The organism is Oceanicella sp. SM1341, assembly GCF_003448965.1.
Lineage (GTDB): Bacteria > Pseudomonadota > Alphaproteobacteria > Rhodobacterales > Rhodobacteraceae > Paroceanicella.
Window position 1 is genome coordinate 38041 of record NZ_QRGC01000022.1, and the last position, 15727, is coordinate 53767.

17 protein-coding genes are annotated in these 15727 nt (G+C 70.9%); 12 read left to right on the top strand and 5 right to left on the bottom strand.

Translation table 11 applies throughout. The annotated features are described in order from the left end of the window. The first annotated feature begins 122 nt into the window (after window positions 1–122). Entirely contained in the window at window positions 123–941 is an 819-nt protein-coding gene (locus tag D3P35_RS17865; RefSeq protein WP_118136302.1) for a squalene/phytoene synthase family protein, read from the top strand. Between the two features lie 11 nt (window positions 942–952). Next, the gene (locus tag D3P35_RS17870) at window positions 953–1405 is read left to right on the top strand and encodes a YaiI/YqxD family protein (RefSeq protein WP_118136304.1); all 453 of its coding nucleotides are present in this window, start codon (window positions 953–955) and stop codon (window positions 1403–1405) included. A gap of 3 nt (window positions 1406–1408) precedes the next feature. On the opposite strand, the gene D3P35_RS17875 is transcribed toward D3P35_RS17870, so the two are convergent. After that, window positions 1409–2608, bottom strand: a complete 1200-nt coding sequence (locus D3P35_RS17875) for an MFS transporter (protein WP_157982189.1) — start codon at window positions 2606–2608, stop codon at window positions 1409–1411. A 266-nt stretch (window positions 2609–2874) separates the two neighbouring features. On the opposite strand from D3P35_RS17875, the gene D3P35_RS17880 reads away from it, so the two are divergent. Next, the gene (locus tag D3P35_RS17880) at window positions 2875–3084 is read left to right on the top strand and encodes a DUF1127 domain-containing protein (protein ID WP_118136308.1); all 210 of its coding nucleotides are present in this window, start codon (window positions 2875–2877) and stop codon (window positions 3082–3084) included. 168 nt (window positions 3085–3252) lie between these two features. On the opposite strand, the gene D3P35_RS17885 is transcribed toward D3P35_RS17880, so the two are convergent. The 3 genes from D3P35_RS17885 to D3P35_RS17895 are packed head-to-tail and all read right to left on the bottom strand — an operon-like array spanning window position 3253 to window position 5068. Then, a complete protein-coding gene (locus D3P35_RS17885; RefSeq protein WP_118136310.1) occupies window positions 3253–3789 on the bottom strand; it encodes an MOSC domain-containing protein in 537 nt (178 codons plus the stop codon). After that, window positions 3786–4439 carry an alpha/beta hydrolase gene (locus D3P35_RS17890; protein ID WP_118136312.1) on the bottom strand — a complete coding sequence of 218 codons (654 nt, stop codon included), beginning with the start codon at window positions 4437–4439 and terminating at the stop codon, window positions 3786–3788. Before D3P35_RS17890 ends, D3P35_RS17885 begins: the two co-directional genes overlap by 4 nt. Next, window positions 4436–5068: a DNA-3-methyladenine glycosylase gene (locus D3P35_RS17895; protein WP_118136314.1), complete on the bottom strand. Its 633-nt coding sequence runs from the start codon at window positions 5066–5068 to the stop codon at window positions 4436–4438. The genes D3P35_RS17890 and D3P35_RS17895 overlap by 4 nt, the downstream gene beginning before the upstream one ends. Before the next feature lie 83 nt (window positions 5069–5151). On the opposite strand from D3P35_RS17895, the gene D3P35_RS17900 reads away from it, so the two are divergent. The 8 genes from D3P35_RS17900 (at window position 5152) to kynA (ending at window position 13536) form a co-directional block, all read left to right on the top strand. Beyond that, window positions 5152–6372, top strand: a complete 1221-nt coding sequence (locus tag D3P35_RS17900) for an MFS transporter (protein ID WP_118136317.1) — start codon at window positions 5152–5154, stop codon at window positions 6370–6372. Window positions 6373–6495: 123 nt separating this feature from the next. Then, on the top strand, window positions 6496–7581 hold the full coding sequence (locus D3P35_RS17905; RefSeq protein WP_232830543.1) for an NAD/NADP-dependent octopine/nopaline dehydrogenase family protein: 1086 nt from the start codon (window positions 6496–6498) through the stop codon (window positions 7579–7581). Then, window positions 7578–8558 (top strand): 3-hydroxybutyryl-CoA dehydrogenase, encoded by a 981-nt coding sequence (locus D3P35_RS17910; RefSeq protein WP_118136319.1) that lies wholly within the window; start codon window positions 7578–7580, stop codon window positions 8556–8558. The genes D3P35_RS17905 and D3P35_RS17910 overlap by 4 nt, the downstream gene beginning before the upstream one ends. Window positions 8559–8635: 77 nt before the next feature. Then, the gene (gene dctP / locus D3P35_RS17915; protein ID WP_118136321.1) at window positions 8636–9631 is read left to right on the top strand and encodes a TRAP transporter substrate-binding protein DctP; all 996 of its coding nucleotides are present in this window, start codon (window positions 8636–8638) and stop codon (window positions 9629–9631) included. Between the two features lie 196 nt (window positions 9632–9827). Then, window positions 9828–10325, top strand: coding sequence for a TRAP transporter small permease (locus tag D3P35_RS17920; protein ID WP_118136323.1), 498 nt, complete (start codon window positions 9828–9830; stop codon window positions 10323–10325). Window positions 10326–10341: 16 nt separating this feature from the next. Beyond that, window positions 10342–11658, top strand: coding sequence for a TRAP transporter large permease (locus D3P35_RS17925; RefSeq protein ID WP_118136433.1), 1317 nt, complete (start codon window positions 10342–10344; stop codon window positions 11656–11658). Between the two features lie 7 nt (window positions 11659–11665). Further along, complete coding sequence (locus D3P35_RS17930; protein ID WP_118136325.1) at window positions 11666–12439, top strand: aspartate/glutamate racemase family protein; 774 nt, start codon at window positions 11666–11668, stop codon at window positions 12437–12439. Window positions 12440–12699: 260 nt separating this feature from the next. Then, the gene (gene kynA / locus D3P35_RS17935; protein WP_118136327.1) at window positions 12700–13536 is read left to right on the top strand and encodes a tryptophan 2,3-dioxygenase; all 837 of its coding nucleotides are present in this window, start codon (window positions 12700–12702) and stop codon (window positions 13534–13536) included. An 88-nt stretch (window positions 13537–13624) separates the two neighbouring features. On the opposite strand, the gene D3P35_RS17940 is transcribed toward kynA, so the two are convergent. Continuing rightward, a complete protein-coding gene (locus D3P35_RS17940; RefSeq protein WP_157982190.1) occupies window positions 13625–14323 on the bottom strand; it encodes an aspartate/glutamate racemase family protein in 699 nt (232 codons plus the stop codon). Window positions 14324–14464: 141 nt separating this feature from the next. On the opposite strand from D3P35_RS17940, the gene kynU reads away from it, so the two are divergent. Further along, window positions 14465–15706 carry a kynureninase gene (kynU, locus tag D3P35_RS17945; RefSeq protein WP_118136331.1) on the top strand — a complete coding sequence of 414 codons (1242 nt, stop codon included), beginning with the start codon at window positions 14465–14467 and terminating at the stop codon, window positions 15704–15706. Window positions 15707–15727 lie beyond the last annotated feature (21 nt).

Consider the following 15727-nt stretch of genomic DNA (forward strand, 5'->3'; position numbering starts at 1 on the left):
CGGCCGGCACGCTGGAGGCGGGAGGACGGACATGAGCATCACGCCGGAGGCGGGTCAGCCGATGAACATCACGCCACGGGTCGGCTCCGGCCCGGCCGGCACGCCACGGGCAGGGGACTGACATGAGCATCGAGCATTGCCGCGCCATGGTGCATGACGGCGACCCGGACCGCTTCCTCTCCGCGATGAGCGCCCCGCCGGAGGGGCAGGACGCGCTGATGGTGCTCTATGCCTTCAACCTCGAGGTGGCCCGCGCGCCCTGGGTGGCCTCCGAGCCGCTGATCGGGCAGATGCGCCTGCAGTTCTGGGTGGATACCATCGCCGAGATCCACGAGGGCAAGCCGCCGCGCCGTCACCCGGTGGCGGAGGAACTGGCGCTGCTCACCCGGCACCGTGCCCTGCCGCGCGCGCCCTTCGATGCGCTGATCGCCGCCCGGATGGCGGACCTGCAGCCGGAGCCGCCGGCGAGCCGCGAGGCCTTCCACGCCTATGTCGATGCCACCTCCGCCGGGCTGATGCAGCTCGCCTGCCGCAGCCTGGGCACGGAGGCCGACGCGGTGGCCGCCGACATCGGCCGCGCCACCGGCGTGGCGAACCTGCTGCGCGCGCTGCCCGAGCTTGCGGTGCGCGGGCACATGCCGCTGCCCGGCCTCACGCTGGGCGACCGCGTGGCGCTCTCGGAGGGACGCACCACGCCGGCGCTGGCCGAAGCGGTGCGCGACATCGCCGCCGAGGCGCGCGAAACCCTGCGCCGCGGCCGCCACGCCGCGCGCCGCCTGCCGCGCTCGGCCCTGCCGGCGCTGCGCGCGGGCTGGCGGGCCGGCCCGCTGCTCTCCGCCGCCTCGCGCCCCGGGCTCGACGTGCTGCGCGACCTCGGGCCCGAAAGCGAATTCCGCCGCCGCGGCGCGCTCCTGTGGCGCACCGTGCTCGGCCGCGCCTGAAGGAGGGGCCCATGGTCCGCATCTATGTCGACGCCGATGCCTGCCCGGTGAAGGAGGAGGCCAAGCGCGTCGCCACCCGGCACGGGCTGGAGGTGTATCTCGTCTCCAACGGCGGCATCCGCCCGGACCCGAACCCGCTGGTGCACCTGGTCGTGGTCTCCGCCGGGCCCGACGAGGCCGACAAGTGGATCGCAGAGGCCATCGCGCCGCGCGACATCTGCATCACCAGCGACATCCCGCTCGCCGCGCGCTGCGTGGAGGCGGGGGGCACGGTGCTCAAGCCCGACGGCTCGCCGCTGACCGCCCGCAACGTGGGCGAGGCGCTCGCGATGCGCGACCTGATGAGCGACCTGCGCTCGGCCGACCCCTTCCGCCAGGGCGGCGGGCGGCCGTTCTCGAAGCAGGATCGTTCGCGCTTTCTCGATGCGCTGGAGCGGCAGGTTCAGGCGGCGAAGCGCGGCTGAGGCTCAGCGCCTGCGGTCGGCGCTCATCACCAGCGCCATCGCGAGCAGCGACAGGCCTGCGGTGAGCGAGAGCGCGGTCTCGAAGCCCGCGAGGTCGACCAGCCAGCCCAGCAGCAGCGCGCCGAGCGCCGAGCCGCCGATGCCCACCAGCGACCACAGGCTCATCACCCGGCCGCGGTAGCGGTCCGGCAGGCCCATCTGGATCGACACCTGCATGCTGATGCCCACCATCGTGCCGGTGGCGCCGAGCAGGGCGGCGATGGCAAGCGCGGTCTCCCAGCTCTCGCCCTGGCCGAGCAGCAGCACCAGCACCAGCCCCGCGCCACAGGCGAGGATGCCCGAGCGCGGCACCTCCGGGCTGCGCGCCCGGGTGGAGCTCCACATCTGGAACACCGCGGCGCCGAGCGCGCCGAGGCCCGAGGCGGCGGTGATCTGCCCCAGCCCCGCGGCCCCGCGGCCGAACACGCCGTCGGCGATGGCCGGCAGGATCTCCAGCACCCCGCGGCCGATCAGCGAGTAGATCAGCGTGAGCAGGATGGCGAGGCGGATGGTGCGGCTGGAGAAGGCGTGGCGCGCGCCGCCGGCCAGCGCGGCGAGCACCTTGGGCTCCGCCCCGGGCAGGGGGGCGCGCGGCTCGGGGCGCAACACGCAGAGCGTGGCGATGAGCGGCAGGTAGCACAGGAAATCCACCGTGAGCGCGAGCAGCGGCCCGCCGGTCTCGATCAGCCAGCCGCCGATGGCGGGGCCGAGGATGCGCGCCATGTTGAAGGCGAGCGAGCCGAGGGCGACCGTGTTGGGGATGTGCTCGCGCGCCACCAGCGTGGGGCTCAGCGCCATGCGCACCGGGTTGTAGGCCGAGAGCACGATGCCGAGTGCGAGCGAGAACACCACCAGCAGCGCCGCGCTCAGCATGCCGGCCTGGTAGACCAGCAGGATCGCCCCGGTGAGCGTGGCGATGGCGAGCTGGATGGCGAGGGCGGCGCGCCGCAGGTCCACCCTGTCGGCCCAGACGCCGAAGAACGGCCCCGTCACCATCGCCGGCCCGAAGAGCAGGAAGGCCACCAGCCCCACGAAGGCCGAGCTGCCCGAGAGGTCCCAGGCCAGCCAGCCGAGGATGATGCGCTGGATCCACGATCCGTGCAGCGAGAAGATCGTCGCCATCATGTAGTGGCGGTATTGCGTATGGCGCAGTGCAACAAACATCGGCGGGCGCGGGGTGCTCCTCTCTCGCGGCAGCGGGCTTGCCCGCCGGCGCGCCCGGGACATGCGGAATCACGGGAGGTGGCTTGGTATCAGGGCCCCTACTATAGCAGGAGGGTATCCGCGCGGTAGATGGATATCGGGGAGCCTGACATGCAGGTCCTGCATGGCGACACGGCGCTTTGGTGCATTGCACCATGAGGGCTCCGGGCTTAATTCACTCCTCGAAAGAAAGGGGCCCACCGGGGCCCGAACCGAGGAGAAAGACCATGGCACACGTAGCCTTCGATACCGCCACCCATGGCGACGCCGGCTTCGCCGGTTGGGTCGCCGAGCGCCGCGCCGCCTTCGCGAAATGGCGCCTGTTCCGCAAGACCCTCTCGGAGCTTGCCAGCCTGCCCGACGGCCTCCTGGCCGACCTCGGCCTGAGCCGCGCCGGCATCCGCGCCGCCGCCTACTCGGCCGTCTACGGCGCCTGAGCCGGAGGAGTACCGGACGGCCCCGGGAGCATTGCGCCCCGGCCCGAACCGGCCTTCCCCGATGGCCCGCCAGCCGCTGGCGGGCCCGGATACCCCCGGCCGAAGCGGCCGAGGCACGCGCTCAGGGCCCGGCCCAGGCGGTGGGGCGCCCGAGACGAAGACCCGGCCTCAGACCCGCTCCAGCGGGTGATGCGGCAAGGGCGGCAGGACGGAGACGATGGCGTCTCCGGTGCGGATCGCCCCTCCCTCCAGCACCACGGACATCACGCCCGCGCGGCGCACCAGCCCCTCGGGCCGGCGCTCGAGCACCCGCGCCAGCAGGCCGGGCCGGAACTTCTCGATCTGCGAGCAGGGGTTGCGCAGCCCGGTGAGGGCCAGCAGCACCTCGCCCACGCGCAGCAGCGTGCCGCAGGGCAGGGCGTGCAGGTCGACCCCCTCGGTGAGCACGTTCTCGCCGAGCAGGCCGGGGCCGAGGTCGAACCCCTCCGCGTTCAGCCCGTCGAGGATCTCTCCGGGCAGCAGGTGCACCTGGCGCAGGTTTGGCTGGCTGGGGTCCTGGCGCACGCGGGAGCGGTGCTTCACCGTGGCGCCGCAATGCGCATCCCCCTCCACGCCGAGCCCGGCGAGCACGCGGATCTCGCCCGTGCCCTCCTTGGAAAACCGGTGCCTGCCGTCGCGCGACAGCGCCCTCACGCGGGCGCTCACGCGAGGCGGCCCTGCAGGAAGCCGAGTGCCTTCGTCAGCCCGTCCGGCGCGATGCCGTGGCCGGTGCCGGGAGAGACATGGGTCTCCACGCTCACGCCGGCCGCGGTCAGCCCCGCTTCCGCCTCGGCCATCGAGGCGAAGGGCACCACGGGGTCCTGCTCGCCGTGGATGAGCAGCACCGGCGGGCGGGTGACGATCTCGGCGCCGAGCCGCTCGGGCGCCAGCAGCCGGCCGGAGAAGCCGCAGATGCCGGCCAGCGCGGCGCGCCGGCGCAGGCCCACGTGCAGGCTCATCATCGTGCCCTGGCTGAAGCCCAGCAGCACGGTGTTGGCGGCGGAAATGCCGGTCTCGGCCTCCGCCTCGTCGAGCCAGGCGTCGAGCAGGCGGGTGGAGGCGGCGAAGCTCTCCAGGCTCGCCTGCTCGGAGGAGCCGTCCATGCGCGGGATGGGAAACCACTGGTAGCCCATGGGGTTGTTCACGCAGCGCTCCGGCGCGTTGGGCGCGAGGAACCGGGTGTTGGGCAGGTGGGGGGCCAGCACATCGGCGAGGCCGATGAGGTCGTTGCCGTCCGCGCCGTAGCCGTGCAGCAGGATGAGAAGGCTGCGCGCCTCCCCGGAATGGGCCTGTCTCTCCGGGCCGGTGAGCGTCATGTGCGCACTCCCTCGCGTTGCTTTGCCACCCGGTAATAGGCCCAGAGCGCGCGTGCCGCAACAGCGCGCCACGGGCTCCAGGGGGCGGCCATCTCGCGCAGGGCGCGCTCGGAGGGGCGGTCGGGCAGGGCGAAGGCGAGGCGCGCGGCCTCCTGCAGCGCGAGGTCGCCGGCGGCGAAGACATCCGCCCGCCCGAGGCTGAACATCGCGTAGACCTCCGCCGTCCAGCGCCCGATGCCCTTGAGCGAGACGAGGGCGGCGACCACCTCCTCGTCGGTCATCCCGCGCAGGGTGTCGAAGGAGAAGCCGCTCTCCGCCAGTGCCCGGATGTAGCGCAGCTTGGGGCGGGAGAGGCCGCAGCCCAGCAGGGCCGCGTCGTCGAGCGCCGCCACCCCTTCGAGCGTGTGGGCGCCCGCCGCCTCCATGCGTGCCCAGATGCCGGCGGCGGCGGCGGTGGAGATCTGCTGGCCCACGATGGCGTTGAGCAGCGCCTCGAACCCGTCGGCCCGGCGGCGCAGGGGCAGGGCGCCGGTGGCGGCGAGAATCGGGACGAAGCGCGGGTCGTGCCGCGCCAGCCACGCCGCGCCCTCGGCCACATCCGCATCCGTCTCGATGATCCTGCCTGTCATGGGGGATGAGTGCCCGGGCGGGCGTCACCCGTCAAGCGCATGCATGCTGATTGATTTGACGCCGGCGCGCGGTAGAAATGCGCATGACCTCCACGACCCTCTCCCCCGAATCCGACTCGCAGGCCCGGCGCAATGTCCGTGTCCTGGTGGCCGCCCAGGCCATTCTCGGCGCCCAGATGCCGGTGAACTTCGTGCTCGGAGGGTTGCTGGGCAAGGTGCTCGCACCCTCCGCCTGCCTCGCCACGCTGCCGATATCGGTCATCGTGCTGGGCTCGATGATCTCGGCGCCGCTGCTGGCGAATTTCATGCAGGTGCATGGACGCAAGGCGGGCTTCATGCTCGGCGCCCTCGGCGGGGCCGCGGGCGCGGTGCTGGTGGTGCTGGCGATCTTCGAGCGCTCCTTCGCGCTGATGCTGGCGGGCTCGGCCCTCACCGGCATCTACATGTCGGCGCAGGGCTTCTACCGCTTCGCCGCCACCGACACCGCCTCCGACAGCTACCGCCCGCGCGCCGTGTCCTGGGTGATGGCGGGCGGGCTGCTCTCGGCCATCATCGGGCCGCAGATCGTCAACCTCTTCACCGATGCGGCCGACATTCCCTTCCTCGGCGCCTATCTCGCGGTGATCGTGCTCAACCTCGCGGGCATGACGCTGTTCCTCGGGCTCGACATCCCGAAGCCGCCGGCGCCGAAGCCCGGCGACGCGCGCGGCCGCACCCGCGCCGAGCTGCTGGCCGACCCGCGCATCCTGGTCGCGATGATCTGCGCCATGGTGAGCTACGCGCTGATGAACCTGGTGATGACCTCGACGCCGCTTGCCGTGGTCGGCTGCGGCTTTGCCACCGAGGACGCCTCGCACGTGGTCTCGGCGCATGTGCTGGCGATGTTCGCGCCGTCGTTCTTCACCGGCCGGCTGATCAACCGCTTCGGCGCGCCGCGCATCATCGCCGCCGGGCTCGCCATTCTCTTCGCCGCCGGGGTGGTGGCGCTCTCGGGCGTCGAGCTCACGCATTTCTTCGGCGCGCTCATCCTGCTCGGGCTCGGCTGGAACTTCGGCTACATCGGCGCCACCGCGCTGCTCACCGCCTCGCATTCCCCGGCCGAGCGGGCCCGGGTGCAGGGCATGAACGACTTCGCCGTCTTCGGCATGGTCACCGTCGCCTCGCTCGCCTCGGGCTTCCTGATGAACTGCGCCGGCGCCTCGGCCGTGGCCGGCTGGCACGCGGTGAGCTACGCGATGATCCCGTTCCTGACCCTCGCAGGCGGCGCGCTCGTCTGGTTTGCCCTGAGATTGCGCACCGCGTGAGGCGCGTGCGAAAAAACATGCAAAAGAATTTATTCAGGCTTGAAGTTTCTTCGGGCCGGAGGCAGGCTTCATCCCGAGCCCGCCGAAAGACGAGGCGGGGAACCGGACAACGGGGAGTTCCGAATGAGCCTGAAGATCGCGGTCCTTGGGGGTGGCAACGGGTCCTATGCCGCTGCAGCCGATTTCGCCGAAGCCGGCCATGACGTGCGCTGGTGGCGCCGCAATGGCGCCGATTTCCAGGCGGTGCGTGACAATGACGGGATCGACCTGATCGACCATGCCGGCACCCGCACCGTGCCGGTGAACACCACCGACGATCTCGCCGCGGCCCTGAAGGGCGCCGAGCTCATCGTGGCGCCCACCCCGGCCTTTGCCCAGGAAGACCTCGCCCGCCGCCTCGCGCCGCTGGTCACCGACGGGCAGGTGATCTACCTGCCGCCCGGCACCTTCGGCTCCTGGCTGATGATGAAGATCATGCGCGATGCGGGCTGCACCGCCGATGTCTCGGTGGCCGAGACCGGCACGCTGCCCTGGCTGTGCCGCAAGCAGGGCGAGGCGGCGGTGCGCATCACCACCCGCGCCTCCAGCCTGCCCACCGGCGTGATGCCGGCGAAGAACACCGAGCACGCGATCGGCCTCATCTCCGCCGCCTTCCCGGCCGAGATCGGCGCGCTCGACGACGCGCTCTCCGGCGCGCTGATGAACGCGGGGCCGATCATCCACCCGCCGCTCATCCTGATGAACGCCGGGCCCATCGAGCATTTCGACAGCTGGGACATCCACAACGAGGGCACCCAGCCCGCCATCCGCGCCGTGCACGCGGCGCTCGACGGCGAGCGCATGGCGATCCGCGAGGCGCTCGGCTACAAGGGCCCGCATTTCCCGCTCGACGATCATTACAACACGTCGAACTGGATGTACGGCAACCTCGCGCATGACAAGCTGGTCGACTCGGGCGACTGGCACGAGAAGCTCAACCTGCACGACCATCGCTACATGAGCGAGGATGTGGGCCTCGGCCTCGCCTTCCTCGTCTCGGTGGGCGAATGGGCCGGCGTGCCGTGCCCGGTGGCGGCGGGGCTGCTTGCCATCGCCTCCGCCGCCTCGGGCGATGATTTCCGCGCCGGCCCGCGCACCATGACGGCGCTCGGCCTCGCCGGCGTCCCGGTGGCGGACCTGCAGGCGCAGCTGCGGGACGGCATCGCATGAGGGCGAAGATCGCCTGCATCGGCGCGGGGCGCATGGGGCGGGGCATCGCGCAATGCGTCGCCCATGCCGGCCACGAGGTGACGCTGCTCGACGCGAAGTCGCGTGACGGGGCGGCCTTCGCCGCCTTCGCCGAGGGCGCGCTGGAGGATATCCGCGGCGCGCTCATGGGCATGGTCGCGATCGGTGCCTTCGGGGCCGAGGCGGTGCCGGTGATCCTCGCGCGCGTCTCCGTGCTGCCGCTGGAGCGGGCGGCCGAGGCGCTGGCAGGCGCTGCCTTCGTCTTCGAGGGCGTGCCGGAGGTGAAGGAGCCGAAGGCGGAGGCCTTCGCGCTCTTCGACGCCCATGCCGACGCGGGCGCGGTGCTGGCCTCGACCACCTCGACCATGCTCTCCACCGAGCTCGCCGCGCTCACGGCGCGGCCGGAAGCCTTCCTCAACGCGCATTTCCTCAACCCCGCCTTCCTGGTGCCGCTGGTGGAGGTCTCGCCGTCCGAGCGCACGTCGGCCGAGGCGCTGGCGGCGCTGAAGGGCTTCCTCGAGGCGATCGGCAAGGTGCCGGTCGTGTGCAAGGCCTCGCCGGGCTACATCGTGCCGCGCATCCAGGCGCTGGCGATGAACGAGGCGGCGCGGCTGGTCGAGGAGGGCGTGGCCTCGGCCGAGGACGTGGACCGGGCGGTGAAATACGGCTTCGGCTTCCGCTTCGCGGTGCTCGGCCTGCTCGAGTTCATCGACTGGGGCGGCGGCGACATCCTCTACTATGCCTCGCGCTACATGTCGCAGGCGATGGAGGACCCGCGCTTCGAGGCACCCGCTATCGTGAAGCGCAACATGGAGGAAGGCCGCATCGGCATGAAGACCGGATCGGGCTTTCTCGACTACGAGGGCAGGGATCTCGACGCCTACCGGCAGGCCCGGATGGCAGATTTCCTGAAGATGCTCGAAGGGGCGGGCATGGTCCGGCCCCCCGTGCTCGACTGACGACCAGAGAACCCCGGGCACACCGGGGCGACCCAAGCAACAGGCCCGTTCGCGGGTGTTCAGCAAGGAGTGTTACGATGACCAGACTGAACCGGTTCCTGCGCAGTGCCGCCATTGCCGGCGTGCTCTCCGGCCTCGCCTTCGGCGCTGCCGCACAGGAAGTCACCCTGCGCGCCATTTCCGCCTTTCCCAAGCCGCTCTACTTCTCGCAGAGCTTCCAGAAGTTCGTCGACCTGGTGAACGAGAAGGGCGAGGGCGTGGTGCAGATCGACTTCATCGGCGGCCCGGAGATGTTCCCGCCCATGCAGCAGGTCGATGCCGTGCGCCGCGGCGTGGTCGACATGCAGTACGGGCCCGCCACCTATTACCTCGGCAAGATGCCCGAGGCCGACGCCTGGGTGGGCATGACCGTGACCGCCTCCGAGGCGCGCGAGAACGGCGGCTTCGCGGTGATGCAGAAGGCCTTCTCCGAGAAGCTGAACGTGCAGCTGCTCGCCCATGCCGACACCGGCTTCAACTTCCACATCTACACGCTCCGCGCGCCCGAGCAGGCGGCCGACGGCAGCCTCGACCTCGACGGGTTCAAGATCCGCTCGCAGCCGATCTACAAGGAATTCTTCGAGGGCATGGGCATCATCCCGGTCTCCGTGCCGGTGCCCGATGTCTACACCGGCCTCGAGCGCGGCACCTTCGACGGCTCCGGCTGGCCGATCCTGGGCATCAAGGACCTCTCCTGGGACAAGTTCCTGCGCACCCGCATCGACCCGGGCTTCTTCAACTCCGACCTCGCCGTGGTGATGAACCCGGCCAAGTGGGAGGGCCTCTCTGACGAGGCGAAGCAGATCCTCAACGAGGCCGCGGCCGAGTACGAGGCCTCCTCCACCGCCGCCGTCGAGAGCACGATCGAGGCCACCGACGCGCAGGTGCGCGAGGAGGGCATGGAGGTGATCACGCTCGAGGGCGAGGCGCGCACCAAGTTCCTCGACGCCGCCTATGACAGCGCCTGGGCGCGGATGAAGGCCTCCGGCACGCCCTACTACGAAGAGCTGCGCAAGAGCTACTACACGCGCTGAGGCGGGCGCCGCGCGGCGGCCGGGGCGCCTCGGCGCCGCTGCCGCGGGGCGCACCCGCGCCATGCCCGGCCCGGGCGGGGGATGACCCCCGCGGGCCGGCCGGGCGCGGCCTTCCCGGGGGGATGCGCGCATCCCCCCGCCGCGCGGCGGGCTGCTGCCGCGCGCGATCTTCCGGGACATTCCGACGGAACGGGCCATGAAAGCACTGCAGATCTATGACCGGGTCATCCTCGCCCTGGCGGTGGCGGCGGGGGCGAGCCTCGCCTTCGCCACGCTCGCCATCGTGGTGGACGTGACCCTGCGCAACACCGGCTTCCGGCCCTTCCAGTTCACCTCGGCGGTGGTGGAATACATCATGCTCTTCGTCACCGTGGCCGCCGCGCCCTGGCTCGCGCATATCGGCGCGCATGTGGCGATCAACGCGCTGGTGTCGCGGCTGCCGGGCGGGCTGCGCAGCGTGCTCGGGCGGCTGGTGATCGCGGCCTGCGTGGCCGTGCTGGCGCTGCTCGCCTGGCGGGCCGGCGCGCTCACGGCGCAGGAATGGGCCTTCGGCTCGGTCGACATCCGCTCCATCGCCATTCCGGGCTGGCTGGCCTACGCGCTGCTCTGCGCGGGCTTTGCCTTCATGGCGCTGGAATTCCTGGTGAAGTTGCTGCGCGGCGAGACGGAAGCCGGCGGCGACGGCGCGCATTGAGGGGGGCGGGGCTATGATGGAATGGTATTACGCCTTCGGGCTGATGATCGGCGCCATCCTGGTGATGATGGCGATCGGCATGCCGGTGGCGGTGGCCTTCTTCGCGGTGAACATCGCGGGGTGCTACCTGTTCATGGGGGGGATGATCGGCATCGACCAGTTCATCTCCAACGCCACCGCCTCGGTGACGAGCTTCGCGCTGGTGCCGATCCCGCTCTTTGTGATCATGGGCGAGCTGTTCTTCCACACCGGCCTCGCGATCCGGGTGTTCGACGCGCTCGACAAGTGCCTGGGCAACGTGCGCGGCCGGCTCTCCTACCTCACGGTGGCGGGCGGCACGCTGTTTGCCACGCTCTCGGGCTCCTCGATGGCCAACACCGCCATGCTGGGCACCTCGCTCGCGCCCGAGATGACCAAGCGCGGCTACAAGCCCCACATGATCATGGGGCCGATCCTGGCCACCGGCGGGCTCGCGATGATCATCCCGCCCTCCACGCTGGCGGTGCTGCTCGGCTCGCTGGCGCGCATCGACGTGGGCGCGCTGCTGATCGCGGGCCTGGTGCCCGGCGTGATCCTGGCGGCGATGTACGTGGCGCTCATCCGCACCCAGATCGCGCTCGACCCGGAGGCGACGCCGAACTACGTGCCGGAGAAATCCACCCGGGGCGAGATGTTCCGCGCCCTGCTGGTGGAAGTGGCGCCCATGGGGCTGGTGATCTTCTGCGTGATCGGGCTCATCCTGCTCGGCTGGGCGACGCCCACGGAGAGCGCCGCCTTCGGCGCGCTCTCGGTGATGGTGCTCGCGGCCTGCTACGGGAGGCTGAGCCTGCGGGCGGTGGTGCTGTCGCTGCGCGGGGCGGTGGTGGTGTCGGGGATGATGTTCATGATCATCCTGGGCTCGACCACCTTCTCGCAGCTGCTCGCCTTCTCCGGCGCCTCCTCGGGGCTGATCGGCTGGGCCACGGGCTTCACCGTCTCGCCCTACGTGATGCTGCTCGCCATGGTGCTGGTGCTGATCCTGCTGGGCATGTTCATGGACCAGCTCTCGATCATGATGCTCACCCTGCCGATCTTCATGCCGCTGATCGGCACCATGGGGTTCGACCCGATCTGGTTCGGCGTGGTGATGCTGCTGGCGCTGGAGCTGAGCCTCGCCACGCCGCCCTTCGGCATGCTGCTCTTCGTGATGCTGGGGGTGAGCCCGCCGGGCACGACCATCTCGCAGGTGGCGCGGGCGGCGCTGCCGTTCATCGGCTGCACGCTGCTGCTGATCGTGCTGCTGACGATATTCCCCGGGCTCGCCCTCTGGCTGCCCGGCATGATCGGAGGATGAGGACGACATGAAGATCTGGTACCAGTCCTACGTGGACGCGGAGAACGCCGGCGGCTACTGGGACGCGCTGCAGGCCCATCTCGACGCGGTGAAGGACCCCGGCACCGAGGTGGTGATCCACGGCATCACCCCGCATGACAGCTACGCCCACCCGATCGTGGAATTCCGCTGCGCGCGCGAGGTGATCTGCAACGCGGTGCGCGCCGAGCGCGAGGGCTACGACGCCTTCATCATCGGCCATTTCCAGGATGCCGGCCTCTACGAGGCGCGCTCGGTGGTCGACATCCCGGTGCTGGGCATGGGCGAGGCCTCGATGCTGCAGGCCTGCCAGCTCGGCCAGCGCTCCGGCATCGTGACCATCAACCGCCGCTACATCCCCTGGTTCCACCACCAGATCGGCAAGTACGGGCTGCGCGAGCGGGTGACCGGCGTGCACGCGATGGACTTCCAGCCCGGCCAGATCCTCGCCGCCTTCGGCTCGGACGAGCGGCTGGGCGAGGTGGCCGGCCTGTTCGAGGCGCAGGCAAAGCCGCTGGTGCGCGACGGGGTCGACCTGCTGATCCCCGGCGGCGGCATCCCGATGCTGCTGTTCTCCCAGCTCCACGACCACAGGGTGGACGGGGCGCCGGTGATCAACGGCATCCCCATCGTGCTCAAGCAGGCGGAGATGCAGGTGAAGCTCAAGGCGCTCACCGGGCTCGGGGTGAGCCGAACCTCCGACTTCGTGAAGCCGCCCGCCGAGGTGATCGAGGAATTCATGACCCACCCGAAGGGGCTCTGAACACGCGCCGGGGCGGGAGCCCTCCCGCCCTGCGTCGACCCGCGCCCGTGGCCGGGCGCGCGTCTCCTGCGGTTTGGGCCGGGCCGCGCGTGCCGCGCGGCGGATACGAGGGGCGGGCGTGTCGCGCGGCAGGCACGAGGGGCAGGCGTGCCGCGCCGGCGAGACGCCGCGGCGGGATTTCGTTCAGGCTTGAAGCTTCAGGCTTGAAACTTGGCCGGAATGGCGCATTCTGGAGCCCTGCACGAGACGGGAGAGCAACGATGAGCGAAGCCTACAACCCGGAGACCGAGGGCGCCCAGATGTCGTTCCGGGACAGGATGTCCTACGGCGACTACCTGCAGCTCGACCGTATCCTCGGCGCGCAGGCGCCGCTCTCGGCCGCGCATGACGAGCTGCTGTTCATCATCCAGCACCAGACCTCGGAGCTGTGGATGCGGCTCGCGATCCACGAGATCCGGGCGGCGCGGGCCGCGGTGCGAGCGGGCGACGTGCAGCCGGCCTTCAAGATGCTCACCCGGGTGGCGCGCATCTTCGAGCAGCTCAACTCGGCCTGGGACGTGCTGCGCACCATGACGCCCAGCGAATACACCAATTTCCGCGACACGCTGGGCCAGTCCTCGGGCTTCCAGTCGGCGCAGTACCGCGAGATCGAATACCTGGTCGGCAATCGCAACAAGGCGATGCTGCGCCCGCACGAGCACCACGCGGAGGACCACGCCCGTCTCGAGGCGGAGCTGCACGAGCCCAGCCTCTACGACGAGGCGCTGCGCCTGCTCGCGCGCTCCGGCATCCCGGTGCCCGAGGAGGTGCTGGAGCGCGACGTGACGGAGCTGCACGCCGCGCATCCCGGCGTGGTGGACGCCTGGCGCACGGTCTACGCCGACCCGGCGAAACACTGGGAGCTCTACGAGCTGGCCGAGAAGCTGGTGGATTTCGAGGACTACTTCCGCCGCTGGCGCTTCAACCACGTGACCACCGTGGAGCGGGTGATCGGCTTCAAGCGCGGCACCGGCGGCACGGCGGGGGTGACCTACCTGCGCCGGATGCTCGAGGTGGAGCTCTTCCCCGAGCTCTGGCAGGTGCGCACCGCGCTCTGAGCGCCGGGCCGACGCCGCGGAGGCGGAGCGGCCCGGCAGATGAAACGGTCCACGGCCCCCGGCGACCGCCCGCCCGGGGCCGCCCGTGTCACCCCGTGACGGCCGGCTGCGACAGGCGGCGCACGGCGGCGTCGACCCCTGCGGTGGCCGAGGAGACAACGGGCAGGCCCAGCTCCTCCTGCAGTGCTTCGCAGACGGGCAGGGTGCGCAGGCCACCGCAGGAGATGAACAGCGCCTCGGGCGCGGGCCCGGCCGCCGCCGCCTCGCGCACGGCGCGGCGGCCGAGCTCCAGCAGATCGTCCTGCGTCACGTCGAAGACCTTCTTCACATCCTCGATGCCGAGGGCGGCGAGCGCCCCGGTCTCGACCCCGTGCTCGGCGAGGAAGGCGACCAGCCGTTCGTTCACCGTGTCGCCATAGGCGGTGGCAAGGGCGATGCGCCGCGCCCCGGTGGCCGCGATCGCCTCCACGATGCCGGTGCTCATCGTCACCACCGGGCGGCCGCAGGCGGCGGCCACGTCGCGCGTCAGCGCCTCGTTGAAGGCCCGGCCGCGGTAGAAGGTGAGGGAGGTGCCCATCACCGCCAGCACCTCGGCGCCCTCGGCGGCAAGCCCGGCCGCGAGGCCGCCAATGCGCCCGATCACCCCGTCATAGCCCTCGGGCGTGAGGGCTTCGAGCCCCAGCCCGCGGGCGGCGAAGCGCAGGCCGGGATACATGGCCGGCCCCTCGGGAGGCACGGTGTCGGCGGCGGGCGGGACGATCATCCCGATCATCGGTGCTTGTGTCATGGGCAGCAGTTTCCGCAGTTGCACGTGTTTTGGCAACTCACACTCTCCCGGCCCGCGATTTAGTTCAAACATGAAAATTCATGATTGAACTAAACACCGGCCTGTCGCAGAGTTCCGTGGACCAAGGCAGGAGATACCGCGATGGCGAGCGACCTCTCACATTCCCAGGCTCCGCAGGCGGAGACGGTCTTCGACCGCACCCGCAAGCTGTTCCACATGCCCGAGGGGGTGATCTACCTCGACGGCAACTCGCTGGGGCCCATGCCGCTCGCGGCCACCGACGCGCTGCAGCGCGCGGCGAAGGACGAGTGGGCCGGGATGCTCATCCGCGGCTGGAACGATGCGGACTGGATCGGCCTGCCGGAGCGCGTGGCCGCCCGTATCGCACCGCTGATCGGGGCAGACCCCGCCTCGGTGATGGTGGGTGACACGACCTCGGTGAACCTGTTCAAGGTGCTCTCCGCCGCGCTCGCGGCCCGGCCGGGGCGGAAGGTGATCCTGTCGGATTCCGGCAATTTCCCCACCGATCTCTACATCGCCCAGGGGCTCATCGGCGCGCTGGGGCAGGGGCATGAGCTGCGCACCGTCTCCCACGCGGAGATGGAAGCGGCGGTGGACGCGGCGGGCCAGGACCTCGCCGTGCTCATGCTCACCCACACCGACTACCGCACCGGCGAGCTCTACGACATGGCGGCGATGACCGCCCGGGCCCAGGGCCTCGGCGCGCTCACCGTCTGGGACCTCGCGCATTCCGCCGGCGCGCTGCCGGTGGAACTCGACGCCTGCAACGCCGATTTCGCCATCGGCTGCGGCTACAAGTATCTCAACGGCGGCCCCGGCGCGCCGGCCTTCGTCTATATCGCGCCCCGCCTCCAGGAGAGCGTGGCGCCGGCGCTCTCGGGCTGGATGGGCCATGCCGCCCCCTTCGCCTTCGAGCATGACTACCGGCCCTCGGCCGGCGTGGGGCGTATGCGCGTCGGCACGCCGCCGATCCTGGCGCTCTCGGCGCTCGAGGCGGCGCTGGAGGCCTGGGAGGGCGTGTCGATCCACGAGGTGCGGGCGAAATCCATCGCGCTCTGCGAGCTGTTCATCGAACTGGTGGAGGCGCGCTGCCCGGAACTGGAGCTGGTGACCCCGCGCGAGGCGGAGCGGCGCGGCAGCCAGGTGTCGTTCCGCTTCCACGAGGGCTACGCTGCCATGCAGGCGCTCATCGCCCGCGGCGTGATCGGCGATTTCCGCGCGCCCGACGTGATGCGCTTCGGCTTCACCCCGCTCTACATCGGCGAGGCAGAGGTGCGCGGCGCTGTCGACATCCTCGGCGAGATCATGGACAAGCGGCTGTGGGACAACGAGATTTACCGCAAGAAAGCCAAGGTCACCTGAAAGGGCCGGCGCGACAGGAGG

Bases quoted from the DNA above. Each gene is read 5' to 3' on its own strand.
- D3P35_RS17865 (WP_118136302.1), top strand. From the start codon at position 123: ATGAGCATCGAGCATTGCCGCGCCATGGTGCATGACGGCGACCCGGAC.
- D3P35_RS17870 (WP_118136304.1), top strand. From the start codon at position 953: ATGGTCCGCATCTATGTCGACGCCGATGCCTGCCCGGTGAAGGAGGAG.
- D3P35_RS17875 (WP_157982189.1), bottom strand. From the start codon at position 2,608: ATGTTTGTTGCACTGCGCCATACGCAATACCGCCACTACATGATGGCG.
- D3P35_RS17880 (WP_118136308.1), top strand. From the start codon at position 2,875: ATGGCACACGTAGCCTTCGATACCGCCACCCATGGCGACGCCGGCTTC.
- D3P35_RS17890 (WP_118136312.1), bottom strand. From the start codon at position 4,439: ATGACGCTCACCGGCCCGGAGAGACAGGCCCATTCCGGGGAGGCGCGC.
- D3P35_RS17895 (WP_118136314.1), bottom strand. From the start codon at position 5,068: ATGACAGGCAGGATCATCGAGACGGATGCGGATGTGGCCGAGGGCGCG.
- D3P35_RS17900 (WP_118136317.1), top strand. From the start codon at position 5,152: ATGACCTCCACGACCCTCTCCCCCGAATCCGACTCGCAGGCCCGGCGC.
- D3P35_RS17905 (WP_232830543.1), top strand. From the start codon at position 6,496: ATGAGCCTGAAGATCGCGGTCCTTGGGGGTGGCAACGGGTCCTATGCC.
- D3P35_RS17910 (WP_118136319.1), top strand. From the start codon at position 7,578: ATGAGGGCGAAGATCGCCTGCATCGGCGCGGGGCGCATGGGGCGGGGC.
- dctP (WP_118136321.1), top strand. From the start codon at position 8,636: ATGACCAGACTGAACCGGTTCCTGCGCAGTGCCGCCATTGCCGGCGTG.
- D3P35_RS17920 (WP_118136323.1), top strand. From the start codon at position 9,828: ATGAAAGCACTGCAGATCTATGACCGGGTCATCCTCGCCCTGGCGGTG.
- D3P35_RS17925 (WP_118136433.1), top strand. From the start codon at position 10,342: ATGGAATGGTATTACGCCTTCGGGCTGATGATCGGCGCCATCCTGGTG.
- D3P35_RS17930 (WP_118136325.1), top strand. From the start codon at position 11,666: ATGAAGATCTGGTACCAGTCCTACGTGGACGCGGAGAACGCCGGCGGC.
- kynA (WP_118136327.1), top strand. From the start codon at position 12,700: ATGAGCGAAGCCTACAACCCGGAGACCGAGGGCGCCCAGATGTCGTTC.
- D3P35_RS17940 (WP_157982190.1), bottom strand. From the start codon at position 14,323: ATGACACAAGCACCGATGATCGGGATGATCGTCCCGCCCGCCGCCGAC.
- kynU (WP_118136331.1), top strand. From the start codon at position 14,465: ATGGCGAGCGACCTCTCACATTCCCAGGCTCCGCAGGCGGAGACGGTC.